This window comes from Loktanella sp. F6476L, from assembly GCF_023015725.1.
Classification (GTDB): Bacteria; Pseudomonadota; Alphaproteobacteria; order Rhodobacterales; family Rhodobacteraceae; genus Yoonia.
In genome coordinates this window covers 72,601-87,613 of record NZ_JALKAR010000002.1, presented here as the reverse complement: position 1 = coordinate 87,613, position 15,013 = coordinate 72,601, and the positions used below count along the sequence as shown (strand labels likewise).

General features: G+C 53.7%; 16 protein-coding genes. 7 read left to right on the top strand and 9 right to left on the bottom strand.

The window, feature by feature from the left end:
• Window positions 1–164: 164 nt before the first annotated feature.
• The 5 genes from MWU61_RS05665 to MWU61_RS05645 all read left to right on the top strand — a co-directional run bounded on the left by MWU61_RS05665 (window position 165) and on the right by MWU61_RS05645 (window position 5,600).
• Complete coding sequence (locus tag MWU61_RS05665; protein WP_247127735.1) at window positions 165–1,139, top strand: glycine betaine ABC transporter substrate-binding protein; 975 nt, start codon at window positions 165–167, stop codon at window positions 1,137–1,139.
• Between the two features lie 79 nt (window positions 1,140–1,218).
• Window positions 1,219–2,259 carry an ABC transporter permease subunit gene (locus MWU61_RS05660; RefSeq protein ID WP_247127317.1) on the top strand — a complete coding sequence of 347 codons (1,041 nt, stop codon included), beginning with the start codon at window positions 1,219–1,221 and terminating at the stop codon, window positions 2,257–2,259.
• Between the two features lie 11 nt (window positions 2,260–2,270).
• Entirely contained in the window at window positions 2,271–3,308 is a 1,038-nt protein-coding gene (locus MWU61_RS05655) for a betaine/proline/choline family ABC transporter ATP-binding protein (RefSeq protein WP_247127316.1), read from the top strand.
• 193 nt (window positions 3,309–3,501) lie between these two features.
• Window positions 3,502–4,407 (top strand): lipid A-modifier LpxR family protein, encoded by a 906-nt coding sequence (locus MWU61_RS05650; protein ID WP_247127315.1) that lies wholly within the window; start codon window positions 3,502–3,504, stop codon window positions 4,405–4,407.
• Window positions 4,408–4,526: 119 nt separating this feature from the next.
• Window positions 4,527–5,600: a Hint domain-containing protein gene (locus MWU61_RS05645; protein ID WP_247127314.1), complete on the top strand. Its 1,074-nt coding sequence runs from the start codon at window positions 4,527–4,529 to the stop codon at window positions 5,598–5,600.
• Here MWU61_RS05645 and MWU61_RS05640 read toward each other — a convergent pair whose 3' ends face one another.
• From MWU61_RS05640 to MWU61_RS05630, 3 genes are all read right to left on the bottom strand, one after another.
• Window positions 5,601–7,043, bottom strand: coding sequence for a pyridoxal-dependent decarboxylase (locus MWU61_RS05640; protein WP_247127313.1), 1,443 nt, complete (start codon window positions 7,041–7,043; stop codon window positions 5,601–5,603).
• Between the two features lie 98 nt (window positions 7,044–7,141).
• Window positions 7,142–8,767, bottom strand: a complete 1,626-nt coding sequence (locus MWU61_RS05635) for an FMN-binding glutamate synthase family protein (protein ID WP_247127312.1) — start codon at window positions 8,765–8,767, stop codon at window positions 7,142–7,144.
• A gap of 121 nt (window positions 8,768–8,888) precedes the next feature.
• Window positions 8,889–9,698 carry a division plane positioning ATPase MipZ gene (locus MWU61_RS05630; protein ID WP_247127311.1) on the bottom strand — a complete coding sequence of 270 codons (810 nt, stop codon included), beginning with the start codon at window positions 9,696–9,698 and terminating at the stop codon, window positions 8,889–8,891.
• Between the two features lie 396 nt (window positions 9,699–10,094).
• On the opposite strand from MWU61_RS05630, the gene MWU61_RS05625 reads away from it, so the two are divergent.
• A complete protein-coding gene (locus tag MWU61_RS05625; RefSeq protein ID WP_247127310.1) occupies window positions 10,095–11,426 on the top strand; it encodes a DEAD/DEAH box helicase in 1,332 nt (443 codons plus the stop codon).
• 57 nt (window positions 11,427–11,483) lie between these two features.
• Here the strand turns inward: MWU61_RS05625 and MWU61_RS05620 are convergent, their stop codons facing one another.
• The 5 genes from MWU61_RS05620 to MWU61_RS05600 form a co-directional block, all read right to left on the bottom strand.
• Window positions 11,484–11,798, bottom strand: a complete 315-nt coding sequence (locus MWU61_RS05620; RefSeq protein WP_247127309.1) for a DnaJ family domain-containing protein — start codon at window positions 11,796–11,798, stop codon at window positions 11,484–11,486.
• Window positions 11,798–12,295 carry an ATP-binding protein gene (locus MWU61_RS05615; RefSeq protein ID WP_247127308.1) on the bottom strand — a complete coding sequence of 166 codons (498 nt, stop codon included), beginning with the start codon at window positions 12,293–12,295 and terminating at the stop codon, window positions 11,798–11,800. The genes MWU61_RS05620 and MWU61_RS05615 overlap by 1 nt, the downstream gene beginning before the upstream one ends.
• 138 nt (window positions 12,296–12,433) lie before the next feature.
• Window positions 12,434–12,655 carry a 50S ribosomal protein L31 gene (gene rpmE / locus MWU61_RS05610; protein ID WP_247127307.1) on the bottom strand — a complete coding sequence of 74 codons (222 nt, stop codon included), beginning with the start codon at window positions 12,653–12,655 and terminating at the stop codon, window positions 12,434–12,436.
• Window positions 12,656–12,666: 11 nt separating this feature from the next.
• Entirely contained in the window at window positions 12,667–13,041 is a 375-nt protein-coding gene (gene rplS, locus MWU61_RS05605) for a 50S ribosomal protein L19 (RefSeq protein ID WP_247127306.1), read from the bottom strand.
• A 298-nt stretch (window positions 13,042–13,339) separates the two neighbouring features.
• Window positions 13,340–13,612: a hypothetical protein gene (locus tag MWU61_RS05600; RefSeq protein WP_247127305.1), complete on the bottom strand. Its 273-nt coding sequence runs from the start codon at window positions 13,610–13,612 to the stop codon at window positions 13,340–13,342.
• Window positions 13,613–13,765: 153 nt separating this feature from the next.
• On the opposite strand from MWU61_RS05600, the gene MWU61_RS05595 reads away from it, so the two are divergent.
• Entirely contained in the window at window positions 13,766–14,155 is a 390-nt protein-coding gene (locus tag MWU61_RS05595; protein WP_247127304.1) for a carboxymuconolactone decarboxylase family protein, read from the top strand.
• On the opposite strand, the gene trmD is transcribed toward MWU61_RS05595, so the two are convergent.
• Entirely contained in the window at window positions 14,152–14,997 is an 846-nt protein-coding gene (gene trmD / locus MWU61_RS05590; protein ID WP_247127303.1) for a tRNA (guanosine(37)-N1)-methyltransferase TrmD, read from the bottom strand. The genes MWU61_RS05595 and trmD overlap by 4 nt on opposite strands.
• Between the last annotated feature and the right edge of the window lie 16 nt (window positions 14,998–15,013).

Here is a 15,013-nt window from a genome sequence, read left to right as displayed (position 1 = left end):
AACGCCGCGACTGCGCGGGATGCCAGAAATGAGCCTGTCCCGGGCCGCGTCGCGCTAAAAATGGCGCTCTGACCGCAACGCGGACCGCCCAAGATGAAATCGCGATGGCCGATGTTGCACGGGGTACACTTACCCATGAAGCCATCACAACGGGAGAAAAAGAAATGAAATTGAAACTGGTTAGTGCAGCAGCACTTATCGCTGGCGGCGCATTTAGCGCGTCTTCTGCAGCAGCAGAATGTGGCGGCGTATCCATCACTGAAATGGACTGGGCTTCATCTGCTGTTGTGACATCTGTCGCAACATTCCTGATGACTGAAGGCTACGGCTGTGACGTGACTGTTGTTCCGTCATCTACAGTTCCTGCACTGACATCTTTGGCTGAAACTGGCGAGCCAGACATCCTGACAGAAGTTTGGGCCAACTCCACACCTGCCTATGAGCCGCTTTTGGCTAAAGGCAAATTGGTTGAGCTGACACATGTTCTGTCCGATGGCGGCGTAGAAGGCTGGTGGATTCCACAGTATCTTGCCGATGCACACCCAGAGCTGACAACGCTTGAAGGTATCATGGCGAACCCAGAATTGGTTGGCGGTCAGTTCCACGACTGCCCAACTGGCTGGGCATGTGACATCATCAACAACAACAACATCAATGCATCCGGTCTGGAAGCATCTGGCGTTGAGCGTTTCCAGCACGGTTCCGGCGAAACGCTTGCGACATCAATCGCATCTGCGTTTGCTGACGAAGCACCTTGGTTTGGCTACTACTGGGCCCCTACATCTGTGCTGGGCAAATACCCAATGGCACAAGTCGATGTTGGCGCTGAATTCAGCCAAGACGCACACACATGTAACGGTACAGTGGAATGCGCAGACCCAGTTCTGTCCCCGTACCCAGTTGCAAAAGTTGTGACTGCTGTTTCTGGCGCATTCATGGACCGCGAACCAGCGATTGCTGAATTGCTGAAGAACGTCACATTCACAAACGCCCAAATGGGTGAAGTGTTGGCTTGGCAGGATGACAACAACGCATCCTACGAAGAAGCCGCCGTCTACTTCTTGTCCTCTTACCCTGACGTATGGGGTAGCTGGATCAACGACGAAGCTAAGGAAAAGCTTGGCGCGTTGCTCAAGTAAGACCTTCATTTCGTGATAGTGCCCCCATTTGTGAAAACAGGTGGGGGCATTTGTCAAAATAAGAGACGGACGGGGACACATGGCATTTTACGACGGGCTTTTTAACGCGCTTGGCCTACGCGATTGGTGCGACAGGAATACGTCCGACGCACCTATGTCGATGGCAGATCTACTCAAGCAAAATAATGCTGATGCAGTTGATCCGAATGCCGAGATTTTTCCGTTTCCATCTTTGGATAACCTGAACGAGGCCTGTTCCTCTATTGGACAAAGCCGGGACGTTACTGCTGCGATCGAGACTGGGTTTCTCGCGGCGAAGCCTGCTTTGAAAGCGGTTCTGGATCCGATCACACAGCCGCTTTCATGGATGCTTGATGGTGCGTTGTGGTTGTTTGAAGCAACACCTTGGTGGTTGTTGATTACTGCATTGTTGATCCTTGCATATTACGCGTCGCGTTCGATTGGCGTGACCATATTTGTGGCCATTTCGCTGTTCGCATTGGGGCTTGTCGATCACTACGACGTCGCAATGCAGACCCTGTCGATTATCTTTGTCTGTACATCGATATCGGTTCTTTTGGGGGTTCCTATCGGGATCGCGATGTCGAAATCTGACAGGTTGCAAAAGGCAACAGTGCCGGTTCTGGATTTGCTACAGACCTTGCCGACCTTTGTGTACCTGATTCCGCTAATCTTCCTGTTTTCAGTAACGGAATCAAAGCTATACGGTATCGCCATCATTCTTTACGCCATCGTGCCGGTCATCCGACTGACCGATCTCGGCATCCGCTTGGTCGACAAGGACGTGATTGAAGCGGCGAACGCGTTTGGCATGGATTCCAAGCAACGCTTGGTCAAAGTTGAACTGCCGTTGGCATTGCCGAACATTATGGCAGGGGTGAACCAGACCATCATGATGAGCCTCGCAATGGTTGTGATCGCATCGCTGGTGTCCGCACCGGGTCTGGGACGTAACGTGTTGATCGGTATTCGCCAGCTCGAACTCGGCGTGGGTATTGTTGGTGGTATTGGCATCGTGCTTTTGGCTGTGATCCTTGACCGTACATCTAAAGCTGCTTTGTCCCGTGTGGATAAGGCCAGCAAAGCAACGTCGCATTAAGGGCTGATGATATGAGTAATACACCCAAAGTCAGCCTACGCGGCCTCTACAAGATTTTTGGCCCGCGGGACAAAGCAATGATGGAACATGTCCGGGCAGGGATGGGGAAACCTGAACTGCTCGAGGCCCACAAACACGTTCTTGGTTTGCAAGACATTAACGTCGATATGCAGGCAGGCGAGATCACGGTTGTGATGGGCTTGTCGGGCTCTGGTAAATCGACGCTGATCCGCCATTTGAACCGCTTGATCGAACCGACAAGCGGCGAAATTTTGGTCGACGGCGAAGACGTGATGCAGCTGAACCAAGTCGATCTGCGGCGCATGCGGCAAGAAAAAATGTCGATGGTGTTTCAGAAATTCGCGCTTTTGCCACATCGGACTGTTCTGCAGAACGCGGCGATGGCGTTGGAAGTCCAAGACGTCCCGAAGGCAGAACGTGAAGCCGAAGCAACCAAGTGGTTGGCTCGCGTTGGTCTCGATGGTTACGAAAACCGCTACCCTTCCGAATTGTCCGGTGGGATGCAACAACGTGTTGGTATTGCACGTGCTTTGACGTCTAACTCTGACATTATGCTGATGGACGAAGCGTTTTCCGCGCTTGACCCGCTGATCCGAACCGACATGCAAAACCTTCTTCTTGAGCTTCAAGTCGAGCTGAAAAAGACGATTGTTTTTATTACCCACGATCTTGATGAAGCGCTGAAGCTCGCGGATCATCTGGTTATCCTGAAGGACGGTGCGGTTATTCAGCAGGGCGAACCGCAGGGTATTCTGCTGAACCCAGCGGATCCGTACATTGAAGACTTTGTCAGCGACATCAATCGCGCGCGCGTTTTGCGTGTGCGGTCTGTAATGTCACCTTTGGTCGATGGGACTGAATACGCCGGGGACGTTGAAGCAAACGACAACCTCGAAAGCCTGATCGCACAGTCGGAAGGCGATACCCGTCTGGTTTACCGCGTGATGAAAGATGGTGATGCGATTGGTCAGCTCGATATGCGGGTGCTTGTAAAGGCACTGGTGCCGCGGGTGTCATCGGCGGCTTAAGCCAAAATGAATTGTGAAACGCCGGGCCATGAAGATGTGCCCGGCGTTTTGCGTTTTCAAAGGCGAGTTAACCTAGTGTTGTATTCTTGATGCGACTCTAAGGTTGTTGATTTTGCCATCTGGCGGGAATCGAAATCGGCCGCTACTGCTGTTGGACGGGAGTGGGGGCGCTCTTGCTTTGAAGGCCATATTTATGCGCTGCCTTTTTCTATTGCTGCTTTTGCTTGTACCTTTTGGGACAGTTTCACACGCGCAATCGCGTGATGCGCTGGGTGAAGGACGTTTGTTTACAAACGATTTTTTCGGTGATGGCCGTGACCGTTATCAAACTGGCAGCTACGTCCACAGTTTTGTGCGCGGCCCCAGCAATTGGGACAGGACACCGTTAGAATTCGGTAGCATCAGGGAATATCGGCTGCGCTCGGCGATTATGGCGTCTGACGGTATTGGGGATGCCCCGGGTGATCGCCCGTATGCTGGGGCGTTATCGCTGGGTGTGCACAGCCATTTCGGGCAGGATACATTTCGTGGTACGGTTGGCGTTGATATTACAGCAATCGGGCCACAAACGGGCCTATCCCGTTTTCAAGAACGGGCACATGACCAACTCGGTCTTGCACAGGTGCGGTTTACGGACAGCCAACTGGAAAACGCATTTCACCTTGGTTTAACGGCTGAAGCGGCGGACAACGTTCAACTGACAGACTTTATAACAGCAAGACCATTTGCCGAATTTCAGATCGGCCCAGAAGACGTCGCGCGTTTCGGGGCCGATGTCGTGTTGGGACGAAACATAACGTCCGACATTTTGATTAGGGATGTGACGACAGGACATCTTTATCATGGGACGGAGACTGCAGATTCTGGGTTTGCATTTGTTCTTGGTGCTGACCTAGCTGCCGTTGCCGATAGTGCGTATTTTCCAGCGGAACGGGGCGTTGTCGCGATGGACCGACGGGGCCGGTTGCGTGCTGGCATGCATTGGCAAAGTGAAAGCGACACCTCAGTATTTTACGGCCTCAGTTACCTGACTCCCGAATTTGAAGGGCAACCAGAGGGCCAGCTAACGGGGTCACTGAAGCTTAATTTCAACTTCTGACCAAGAACTTACGCGATATACTTGACGTGACTTGATCGGTTCGTCGCAAATGGCCTAGGCTGACTGAAAGAACGCTGCACGAAAATGATGTAGCGACTTGTGAGGCAGAGGTAATTGGCATGAAAACGGGCTTTCGTGGCACGTTCGTCGTCCCGTGGGCACAAACTGCGATCGATGGGGAAATGTCCCCAAACGTTGGCGCAGTCAAACCAGGTGTCGGTTGGGTGTGGACAGGCAATACAACACGGGTCGATGGACCGAGCGACGTCTTGTTGTTGGATAACCCGCTTGGGCAAGCCGATTTGCGGCGCCGTGCCAGTCTGAAAGTCCAGCAGATGTTTGGCAATGCGCTTCAGTCTCCGACGCAAGTCGACGATGAAGACATCACAATTTTTGGCAGTTACTTTTCGGTCACCGACGGACGCGATCTTTGGCTCGTAACCGTTATTGGTATGGGGGCGGGCAAGAAGCCCTTACTCATGTTCCAAAACACAGTACCCCCACAAGATACGGTTTTGTGGGTCGTCAAAGAGGAAATCCAAGCGTCGGTCAGGCACGCGCCATCGCAAGATGCCGGTGGCGTCATATGCTTCACGCCGGGAACCGCAATTATGACGCCAGACGGCGCCCGTGATGTTTCCGCTTTGATGGAAGGTGACTACGTCCAGACGCAAGATAACGGCAAAGCCGAAATTTTGTGGATCGGGCGTCGCTTGATCTCTGGCGCGCGCATGAAAGCTCAACCCCATCTCCGGCCAATCCGACTGCGTGAAGGTGCATTGGACAAGGATGTCCCTGACGCCGGGCTTTTGGTGTCACCGGATCATCGCATGGTATTGCGGGGCGCGCGCGCGCGCACATTGTTTAACGCGGATGAAGTTTTAGTCTCTGCGAAAAATCTAGTTAACGACAGCACCATCGTGCGGGCGCACGGTCTAACCCATGTCACCTATATTCACATGATGTTGGGGCAGCACGAGATCGTATTTGCGAACGGTGTACCCACTGAAAGTTTCCATCCAGCAAGTGCGGCTCTTGGATCGCTACGGAAGGAAGAGCAGTCCAGACTTTTGACTCGCGTTCCTGAAATTCGAGGTAATCCAATGGCATACGGCGGCTACGCACGCCGCAAGTTGTCCGCGAGTGATGCCGCTATCTTACAGGCGGATGCTCGCGCGCCGCGCCGATTTTAGTTAGGTTTCTGCCGATTCAGAAACGATCAAGCGCCCGATACGATTGATTTCGCGAACCAGAAGATCGAGATCTTCGAATGTTGTGCGGTGATTTGTGATGTTCACACGGATCGCGTTTTTGCCATCGATCAACGTCGTGGATGGTGCTGCGATGCCGTCTTCCTGCAGGCGCATAACAATTTCATCGTTGAGCAGGTCGATTTTGTCATGCGGTGCATCATCCGGACAAAACCGGAAACAGCAGATTTGCATTGGGACTGGCGCCAAACGTTCAAAGCCGTCAGTTTCATCAACCAACTTGGCAAGATATTGTGCTTGTTCGCAGTTTCGGGTGATCAGTGCCCCCAATTTTTCCGTGCCATGTGTTGCCAGCTGCGACCAAACTTTCAACGCACGGAAGCCGCGCGACAATTCAGGTCCATATTCGGTCGGCCATGGGTTTCCAGCTGCAAGCCCACGATCCGCGCCCTTCAGATAATCTGGGCGTTCTGAAAACGTGCGTCTGTGTGTGTCTTCAGAACGCATCAAGATCATACCGGCGTCGTAGTTGACGTGCAGCCATTTGTGGAAATCAAACGCAATAGAGTCAGCTTTGGACAGCCCCTTCAGTTTGGGGCGCAGCAGATCGCTCAGCATACCGGGCGCGCCGAAGGCACCATCGACGTGGAACCACAAATCTTGATCGTTGCTGATGCTGGCCAATTGCTCCAAATCATCAATGGCACCGACGTTAACAGCGCCCGCCGTCCCGACGATCACAAACGGTGTGAAACCGGCTTTTCGGTCTTCGTCGATTGCAGTTCGCAGGGCGTCGCAGTCAATTTCAAATTGCGCGTTGACCGGAATTTTGCGGAGCGCATCGCTGCCAATCCCAAGGATGTCAAAGGTGCGCGCGACGCAGGTATGAGTTTGTGTTGACGTGTAGCCGACCAATTTTTCGGGACGACCCGTTTTGCGGCTTTCAAAGTCAGTGATCCGATCTCGTGCGGCTTTCAACGCGATCAACGTCGCAATTGATGTGCCAGAAACAATCAATCCACTGCTATCCGCCGGGAAACCAAAGATTTCGCGGCACCAATCAACAACCTGTTTTTCAACGTAGATTGCCCCGTGATCACGACCACCAAGGTTGGCGTTCATCGCGGCGGCGGTGATATCAGCCAATATGTTCGACGGTGTGCCAGCCCCATGGACCCAACCAAAGAACCGCGGGTGCGTGTTCCCAACACCATGGGGCAAAAGTGCCTCCATTTGGTTGGTGACATCGCGACCTTCGCGGGGCAACGGGCCTGTGAAACCTTGCTTTTGATCCTCTGGTAATGGCGTCCAAACCCGACCTTCGCGCGCAGCCATCATCTGGTTGATGGATGCGTCCAACATTTCATGCGCGGACGCTCGAAATGCGTCCCAGTCAGAAGGGTCTAGTGTCAGGTCTTTGGACATTGCGGTGCTCCGTATTTGTCACGCGCAAATTGCATAGAAGATCAAAGGAAGACCACCCTCGCCATGCGGGAAAAGGGAAACCTGAAACTAATCTTTTGTTAGTTCGCGGGCTTTTCCGGCGGTGCGAAGCTGTGTGCATCGGCGCGGCGCCACCGTTGGCGATATTCGATGTGGTCTTCGCCTTCTTCCAGCAAAAATTTTCGTGGCAAATAAGGGAAAGCATCGGAGCCTTCCTTCATTTTGCTATCCGCTTCGCGTTGCATAAAGTGATAGGGTAAGAATGCACGTGGTTCTTCGAGCCCGGCAGCACCGGCCATTTCACCCAATGCTTTCAGCGTTTCGCGATGGTATCGCGCGACACGTTGGCTTTTATTTTCCACGTCCAATGCCTTTTGGCGGATAGGGTCCTGCGTCGTGACACCGACGGGGCAGTGATTTGTGTGGCAGGCTTGGGCCTGAATACAACCAATCGCAAACATGTAGCCGCGTGCCGAATTGCACCAATCCGCACCAAGCGCCAAAGCCTTTGCGATATGGAACGCTGATGTGATCTTGCCTGCAACACCTATCTTGATTTCGTTGCGCAAACCGGCACCACGCAATGTGTTGTGCACGAAGGTCAAACCTTCGACCATCGGCATGCCAACATGGTTCGTGAATTCGATAGGGGCGGCACCCGTCCCGCCTTCAGTACCATCAACAACGATGAAATCTGGCGTGATTCCCGTTTCTAGCATGGCTTTGACAATGCACATAAATTCACGACGGTGCCCGATGCAAAGCTTAAACCCGACGGGTTTTCCATCTGACAGATCGCGAAGTTGTTTAATGAACTGAACAAGTTCCATCGGTGTCGAGAACGATGAATGCGATGCAGGGGACACGCAATCCTGTCCCATCGGGATGTCGCGAGCTTCTGCAATTTCGGGCGTGATCTTTGCGGCCGGAAGCATCCCGCCATGGCCGGGTTTTGCGCCCTGCGATAGCTTGATTTCAATCATTTTGACTTGATCTTGTCCGGCGCGTTCCTTGAACTTTTCCGGATTAAAATTGCCATCATCGTCGCGGCAGCCAAAATAACCGGACCCGATTTCATAGATAAGGTCACCGCCGCCTTCTTTGTGGTAACGGCTGATGCCACCTTCGCCCGTATCATGGGCGAACCCACCCATCTTTGCACCCTTGTTCAGGGCGCTGATGGCGTTGGCAGATAGCGATCCAAAGCTCATCGCAGAGATGTTGAAAAGCGACGCGGCATAGGGCTGTTTGCAATCTTTACCGCCGATGTCGACACGGAAGTCCGTGTTTTCGAAATGCGTCGGTACGATGGAATGGGTCAACCAGCCGTAACCGGCATCATAGACGCCACGCATGGTCCCGAATGGGCGCTTATCCTCGGCGCCCTTTGCGCGTTGATAGACAAGCGCACGCTGTTCGCGGGAAAAGGGTACTTCTTCAAGATCGCCTTCAATTAGATATTGCTGGATTTCAGGACGAATCTTTTCGAACAAAAACCGCATATGGCCGATCAGCGGATAGTTTTTGGTAATCGCGTGCTTGGTTTGAAGCATATCATAGATGCCAAGCGCGGTTAGTCCCCCGGTGATGAGGACAAGGGTGAAGGGCCAATCGTCAATGATCCAGCACAACCAAGCAATCACCGTAAGAATAGCTGCGATACAAAGCGCAAGATACCGTTGGTGTTCATAGATAGTACGCAGCATGACGTGTCCTTCGCCGGTTCAATTGCCCCATTATTAGGCAGTGTCGTCACCGAAAGAGAACCATTAATTCGCTCTCAACGTCATCTTGACGAAAAAGTGCTAATCAGCCCTTACACTTTGATCAGAAATCGACGGTTACACCCGGCAAATTCAAGGCTGAAATCAAACCGCGCAATTCGTTGCGTGCAGCGACGTTTGAAATGTTCAAACCCTTCACGCCAAGATCACGCAGATCAAGCAGGGTCAGACCCCGTGGAAATAGTTCGCGGAAGATCACGCGCTCATTAAAACCGGGTGCAGTGCGAAATCCGATCCGCTTTGACAGTTTGGCAATCACCCGTTCCATTTTTTCCTTGTTAACCATCTGCTGCGCACCCATCCGGTTGCGCACGACGATCCAGTCGATCGGAGAAAGCCCCGCACGTGCACGCAGTTGGCGCGCATTCCAGACCATTTCGGAATAGACAGAAGGACCAGTGATTTCTTCACCATCGCTGTCCACGTGGGCCAGCAGATCAAAGTCAATGAAGCTGTCATTGAGTGGGGTGATCAAAGTATCGGCCAACGAATGGGCCACTTGGCTAAGCCGTGTGTGCGATCCTGGGCAGTCGATCAGGATGAAATCGTTTTCCGGTTCAAGTCCAGCAACAGCCATCGACAGACGATGATCGTGGATGTTTTCACCATCAGGCACGGACGCCTGATCGATTTCAGGCAAATCCTGATAGTCAGGGGTCGGCAGGTTCAAATCGCTCTTCGCCATGAATGCCGAACGATTGGAAATATAGCGTCCCATCGTCTTTTGACGCAGGTCCAGATCCAGACAACCAACCTTATGCCCCATCCGCGAAAGCGCCGTTGCAACATGCATTGATACGGTGGATTTGCCTGCCCCACCTTTTTCGTTTCCGACAACGATAATATGCGCCACTGATTTACCCTCGTGCCCTTATTTTGTAGCAACCTTATGGTGTGTTTGCGCCTTGTGAAAGTATCGGCGTGAAATGGCTGATGTGTTTTCGCCAATGTGTGACGTGGTGCAACACTGTGTGGCGGCGTAGCGGGTTGACTTTGGGCGGAATTGGCACCATGTGCAGCTTAACCGATGCATCCTGCCCGCGTGAGCAGAGCCCGACCAAGCGGTCTAGGCAAGGCGTCGTCTACATTCCCGGTTCCCACATCACGCAGGGGGTCCAGCGCCTGATCGGCAGTTTTGGCACGTGGCCAGACCCGTCAGCATATGGGCGCAACCTGCAAGGGGTTTGATGCATCTGGCGTCAGGCCCAAAACGATTGATGCGGACCTGTGTTCGCACAGAAAGAGATTTATGGATTTTGATATGCTGGGCCTTGCGCCCCGTCTTGTGGCGAAGCTTGCCGAACAAGGCATCACCGACCCGACGCCTATTCAGACACAGGCTATTCCACACGCGATGAACGGTCGCGACGTGATGGGGCTTGCTCAAACAGGGACCGGTAAAACGGCGGCCTTTGGTCTGCCGATGATCGACGCGCTGATGAAAGCAGGCGTAAAGCCGAATGCAAAAACCGTGCGCGGTCTGATCTTGGCCCCGACACGCGAATTGGCCAAACAGATTTCCGACAACCTGACAAACTACACCAAAGGCAGCCATCTGAAGGTCGCTTTGGTCGTTGGTGGTGCAGGGATCGTGGCGCAGACAAAACGTCTGGCTGGTGGTGTTGATCTGCTCGTCGCCACTCCCGGTCGCCTGATTGACCTGTTGGATCGTCGTGCCGTGCGTCTGGATGAAACAATCTATCTGGTGCTTGATGAGGCGGACCAAATGCTCGACATGGGCTTTATCCACGCGCTGCGCCGGATTGCGCCGTTGCTGGCCAAAGATCGCCAAACGATGATGTTCTCGGCGACAATGCCGAAACTGATGTCAGAACTGGCTGATAGCTACCTGACTGATCCGGTGCGCGTGCAAGTGAACCCTCCGGGGCAGGCCGTGAAACGGATCAACCAATCGCTGCACTATGTGGCACAAGCGGCGAAATCTGATTTGCTGGTAGAGCTGTTGGATGAACACCGTGATGAATTGGCTCTGGTCTTTGGTCGGACGAAGCACGGCTGTGAAAAGCTGTATAAGTTCCTTGAGAATAAAGGCTTTGCAGCCGCGTCGATCCACGGGAACAAATCCCAAGGTCAACGCCAGCGCGCGATTGAAGATTTCAAAGCCGGTCGTGTGCGCGTGCTTGTGGCGACCGATGTTGCTGCCCGCGGGATCGATATTCCGGGTGTGCGGCACGTGTATAACTACGACCTGCCGAATGTGGCTGAAAACTATGTGCACCGGATCGGCCGGACGGCGCGTGCGGGTGCTGAAGGTAGCGCCGTTGCGTTCTGCGCTCCTGACGAGATTGTCGATTTGAAGGACATCGAAAAGGCAATGAAAGAAGCGATCCCTGTCGCGTCCGGCACGCCTTGGGAAATCCAGCCCGGTCAGAAAAAACGGCCAAACGGCGGCGGCGGTGGTCGTCGCGGTGGTGGCGGAGGCGGCGGTGGCCGTGGACGTGGCGGCGCGCCGAAAGCAGCTGGTGGCGCGGGCAAACCCGGTGGCGGCAAGCCCGGTGGTGGTCAGCGGCGTCGGCGTAAGCCGGGCGGCGGTGGCGGTCGGAATTCATCCGCTGCATAAGTTTGAAGGCACCTCCAGTTCGACTGGAGGTGCCAATTTTTTAGAAAACGCGGGATATCACCCGTATTTGCGAAACGCTTCCATCTCGAGGGCGAGTTTCGTCTGTAGCTCTGAGATATTAAGCATCTGCTGCCGTTTCTCGGCCTCATCCGTTACAGTCTTAAGCTTGTCTTGCGCGGCCAGAATTTGTCTCCGCAGTACTACGATAGGCGCGGTCGCATCCGCTTCTTTCATCAGGCGGGCAAGCACCGCATCTTGCGGATTATCTACATGGGGCAGCGGTTTTCCTGCACCCGGCAAATCATCCATCTTACCGTCGCGTGTGGCCTGCTGAACGATTTGATCAATCAATGAATCGAGCGGATGCGCCATTAGTTGTGATCCCTGTGGATTTGAACGTTGAAGCCTTCGTCCTGGCGCGGTGCCTCGAAATGCGCTGACACTTGCGCAAATTGCGCTTCGGTCACCGAGAATGGGTGATTGCCTCTGGCGTTTCGGGTGTGCATCCGCGCGATACATATCGCGTCAGGGACATCGAGCCAATGCAGCACGTGATCCGCATCCGCATTTCGCGCGATTTCTTTCATCCAAACACGCGTCTCGACGGTATTGGCCGGAAAGTCGAGAACCACAGAGGGTCCAGCATTCAGGATGTTTATGACATGGTCCTGCAAAACCTGACGCAACCGTGCGGAAAAGCGAACGTAGTCCTTGAGCGTATTCATTTCGTCCGCAAATAACGTCTTCAACCATACATCTTCGGACATAAGAACCGTTTGATCGGTATCCGCCAATGCCGCGGTCAACGTCGATTTCCCAGCGGCGATCTTACCACAAACGAGGTGCAGGGTAGGGCGGTGCGATGTCATATCTGTGTGGCCTTGCTTGCGTCTTTGCCAATTCTAACAACTGACTTCGTCGCTGACCATGGTTCGACATCCAAGCGAAACGCAAAACGCCGCCCCAAAAGGGACGGCGTTTCGAAAATCGCGATGATCGTTCGCTTCTTAGAAGCCAAGACCAGCGTATTTGTTCTTAAACTTGGAAACACGACCGCCGGCATCCATAAGACGCGTGCCGCCACCAGTCCATGCAGGGTGCACAGATGGGTCAACGTCCAGCGCCATAACGTCGCCTTCTTTGCCCCAAGTGGATTTCATCTGCACTTCTGTACCATCTGTCATTTTGACAGTGATGAAGTGGTAATCGGGATGGATATCTTTTTTCATGACAGGACCCCTTACGCCTTTGGCGCTTTGTAGTTGGTGACTTCTGCGATACGCGCGGACTTACCACGACGTGTGCGGAGATAGTACAGCTTGGCGCGACGAACGCGGCCACGACGTACAACGGTGATGCTGTCGATGTTTGTTGAGAACAGTGGGAACACACGTTCCACGCCTTCACCAAACGAAATCTTGCGAACTGTGAAAGAACCGGCAATGCCTTTGCCGTTCTTACGGGCGATGCAAACGCCTTCGTAGTTCTGAACACGGGTACGGGACCCTTCGGTCACTTTGTAACCAACGCGGATGGTGTCACCCGCTTTAAAGTCAGGGATTTCTTTCCCCAGCGCAGCGATTTGCTCCGCTTCGATTTGTGCGATCACGTCCATGATGCGCTCCTATGATTGGCACCGGTTGTCCGGTTGCGTTTTCGTCAGTCGCGAGAGCTTTTTGTCGTTATCGGGTCCGCTAATGCGCCCGCAAAAGATCACGTCGTCATTCTTGGTCGGTCGTCCGGCCTATCCGGTGAGGTCCGTTACAACGCAGTAACGCTCAATACCCGAATGGTTCCATAAACCACACACCAGAATCGCCTAGGGCGCCCGGTGATGGGGTCGTATAGGCGTCACGCGGTAAGGGATCAAGAAAAGATCGTGCCAATTGACATGCAAATGCAACAAATTCCAGTCAAAGGTTCAATCGCAACGCGACCACCTGAAACAGCTCTGTCATGGCTCCGATCATCCGCCGCACAAGCAACCCGATCACACCGAGCGTGATGCACGCCCCACCGACGAAAACGAGCCCTCCGTTGTTCCCGAAGAAGAACGTGGCAGCGGCCAAAGCGAAGCAGACGAAAATGTGAAGTAAGAAGGATGAAATACCAGATCGTCGGCGCGCGGCCCAAAGGGCGAGTGTGAATTCGGATGGAGAATTTGTGCGCGTTCCAATGATCTTCAAGGGCATTCCTATAGTTTGAGGTTTATGAACTTTAGCTATCACGTTTATCAATATTTTTCAACGCGTTGCGCCGTATTTACCCAATGTTGTTGCCATCAGGGCGCAACAATCGTTCAATGGCGTAACCGATTGGCAAGAAGGGGCGATTAGATCATGAGCACGTTTGACGAAGACTTGTTTTTGAAGGGCTTAGAGCAGCGCAAAGCGACCCTAGGCGGCGCCTATGTCGAAAAGAACCTTGCGGCTGCTGATGATTTTACCATGCCGTTTCAAGAAGCGATGACAGCTTGGTGCTGGGGCTTTGGATGGGGCGACGATGCCATTGATGCAAAGACCCGTTCAATGATGAACCTGTCGATGATCGGCGCTTTGGGAAAGATGCAGGAATGGGAACTGCACTGCCGCGGCGCGATCAACAACGGTGTGACGAAAGAAGAAATTCGCGCCATCATACACGTGATCGCAATCTATTGCGGCGTACCACAGGGGCTAGAATGCTTCCGCGCTGCACGCAAAGTGCTAGAAGCGGAAGGGCTGCTTTAGCCCTTCTTTATATGCGCATCCCAAAGATCCGGACGCCGGTCCTGTGTGATCTTTTCCGACTGTGCTTTGCGCCATGCCGCGATTTTCGCGTGATTGCCAGATAGCAGCACATCAGGGATCGCGTGGCCCTGCCATTCCGCTGGCTTCGTGTATTGCGGGTGTTCCAGTAGCCCGTTCGAATGGCTTTCTTCTTCGGTCGAGGCCATATTGCCCAACACACCGGGCAGTAGGCGCACGGTCGCGTCGATCATCGCCTGTGCGGCCAATTCGCCGCCGGTCATGACAAAGTCGCCAAGGCTGACTTCTATGATATTGTAGTGGTCAAGCACCCGTTCATCGACACCTTCAAAACGGCCACATAGCAGTGTGACACCGTCGGCCTGTGACAACTCGCGCATCAGCGCTTGATCCATACGGCGTCCACGTGGGCTGAGGTAAATCAACGGCATCACACCCTTAGCAGAGGCACGCGCATCGTTAATCGCCGCCTCCAGCACATCGGCGCGTAACACCATCCCCGCGCCACCACCTGCGGGCGTATCATCGACATTCCGATGCTTGCCAATGCCGTATTCGCGGAGATCGTAAGTTTCGAGCTGCCATTTGCCGTCCTGCAAAGCACGCCCGGTCAGGCTCTCGCCGAGTACCCCGGGAAAAGCCTGCGGAAACAGAGTCAGGATTTGCGCGCGCCACGCACCGGCCAATTCGGGCGTGTCGGTCATCAAATCGCGCGGCTTTAGCGTCGGGCGAATGGATTTCCGCCCAATCGCACGGGCCTGATTACCGCCGTGCGACTTTGTAGCCAAAGATTTCGAGACGGGCGGTTTGGGTGCATCTGTCATGGGCGGGCTTTTAGGC

What these genes read in the sequence shown, in the direction of transcription:
- MWU61_RS05665 (WP_247127735.1), top strand. Translation starts at nt 165, where the DNA reads ATGAAATTGAAACTGGTTAGTGCAGCAGCACTTATCGCTGGCGGCGCA.
- MWU61_RS05660 (WP_247127317.1), top strand. Translation starts at nt 1,219, where the DNA reads ATGGCATTTTACGACGGGCTTTTTAACGCGCTTGGCCTACGCGATTGG.
- MWU61_RS05655 (WP_247127316.1), top strand. Translation starts at nt 2,271, where the DNA reads ATGAGTAATACACCCAAAGTCAGCCTACGCGGCCTCTACAAGATTTTT.
- MWU61_RS05650 (WP_247127315.1), top strand. Translation starts at nt 3,502, where the DNA reads ATGCGCTGCCTTTTTCTATTGCTGCTTTTGCTTGTACCTTTTGGGACA.
- MWU61_RS05645 (WP_247127314.1), top strand. Translation starts at nt 4,527, where the DNA reads ATGAAAACGGGCTTTCGTGGCACGTTCGTCGTCCCGTGGGCACAAACT.
- MWU61_RS05640 (WP_247127313.1), bottom strand. Translation starts at nt 7,043, where the DNA reads ATGTCCAAAGACCTGACACTAGACCCTTCTGACTGGGACGCATTTCGA.
- MWU61_RS05635 (WP_247127312.1), bottom strand. Translation starts at nt 8,767, where the DNA reads ATGCTGCGTACTATCTATGAACACCAACGGTATCTTGCGCTTTGTATC.
- MWU61_RS05625 (WP_247127310.1), top strand. Translation starts at nt 10,095, where the DNA reads ATGGATTTTGATATGCTGGGCCTTGCGCCCCGTCTTGTGGCGAAGCTT.
- MWU61_RS05620 (WP_247127309.1), bottom strand. Translation starts at nt 11,798, where the DNA reads ATGGCGCATCCGCTCGATTCATTGATTGATCAAATCGTTCAGCAGGCC.
- MWU61_RS05615 (WP_247127308.1), bottom strand. Translation starts at nt 12,295, where the DNA reads ATGACATCGCACCGCCCTACCCTGCACCTCGTTTGTGGTAAGATCGCC.
- rpmE (WP_247127307.1), bottom strand. Translation starts at nt 12,655, where the DNA reads ATGAAAAAAGATATCCATCCCGATTACCACTTCATCACTGTCAAAATG.
- rplS (WP_247127306.1), bottom strand. Translation starts at nt 13,041, where the DNA reads ATGGACGTGATCGCACAAATCGAAGCGGAGCAAATCGCTGCGCTGGGG.
- MWU61_RS05595 (WP_247127304.1), top strand. Translation starts at nt 13,766, where the DNA reads ATGAGCACGTTTGACGAAGACTTGTTTTTGAAGGGCTTAGAGCAGCGC.
- trmD (WP_247127303.1), bottom strand. Translation starts at nt 14,997, where the DNA reads ATGACAGATGCACCCAAACCGCCCGTCTCGAAATCTTTGGCTACAAAG.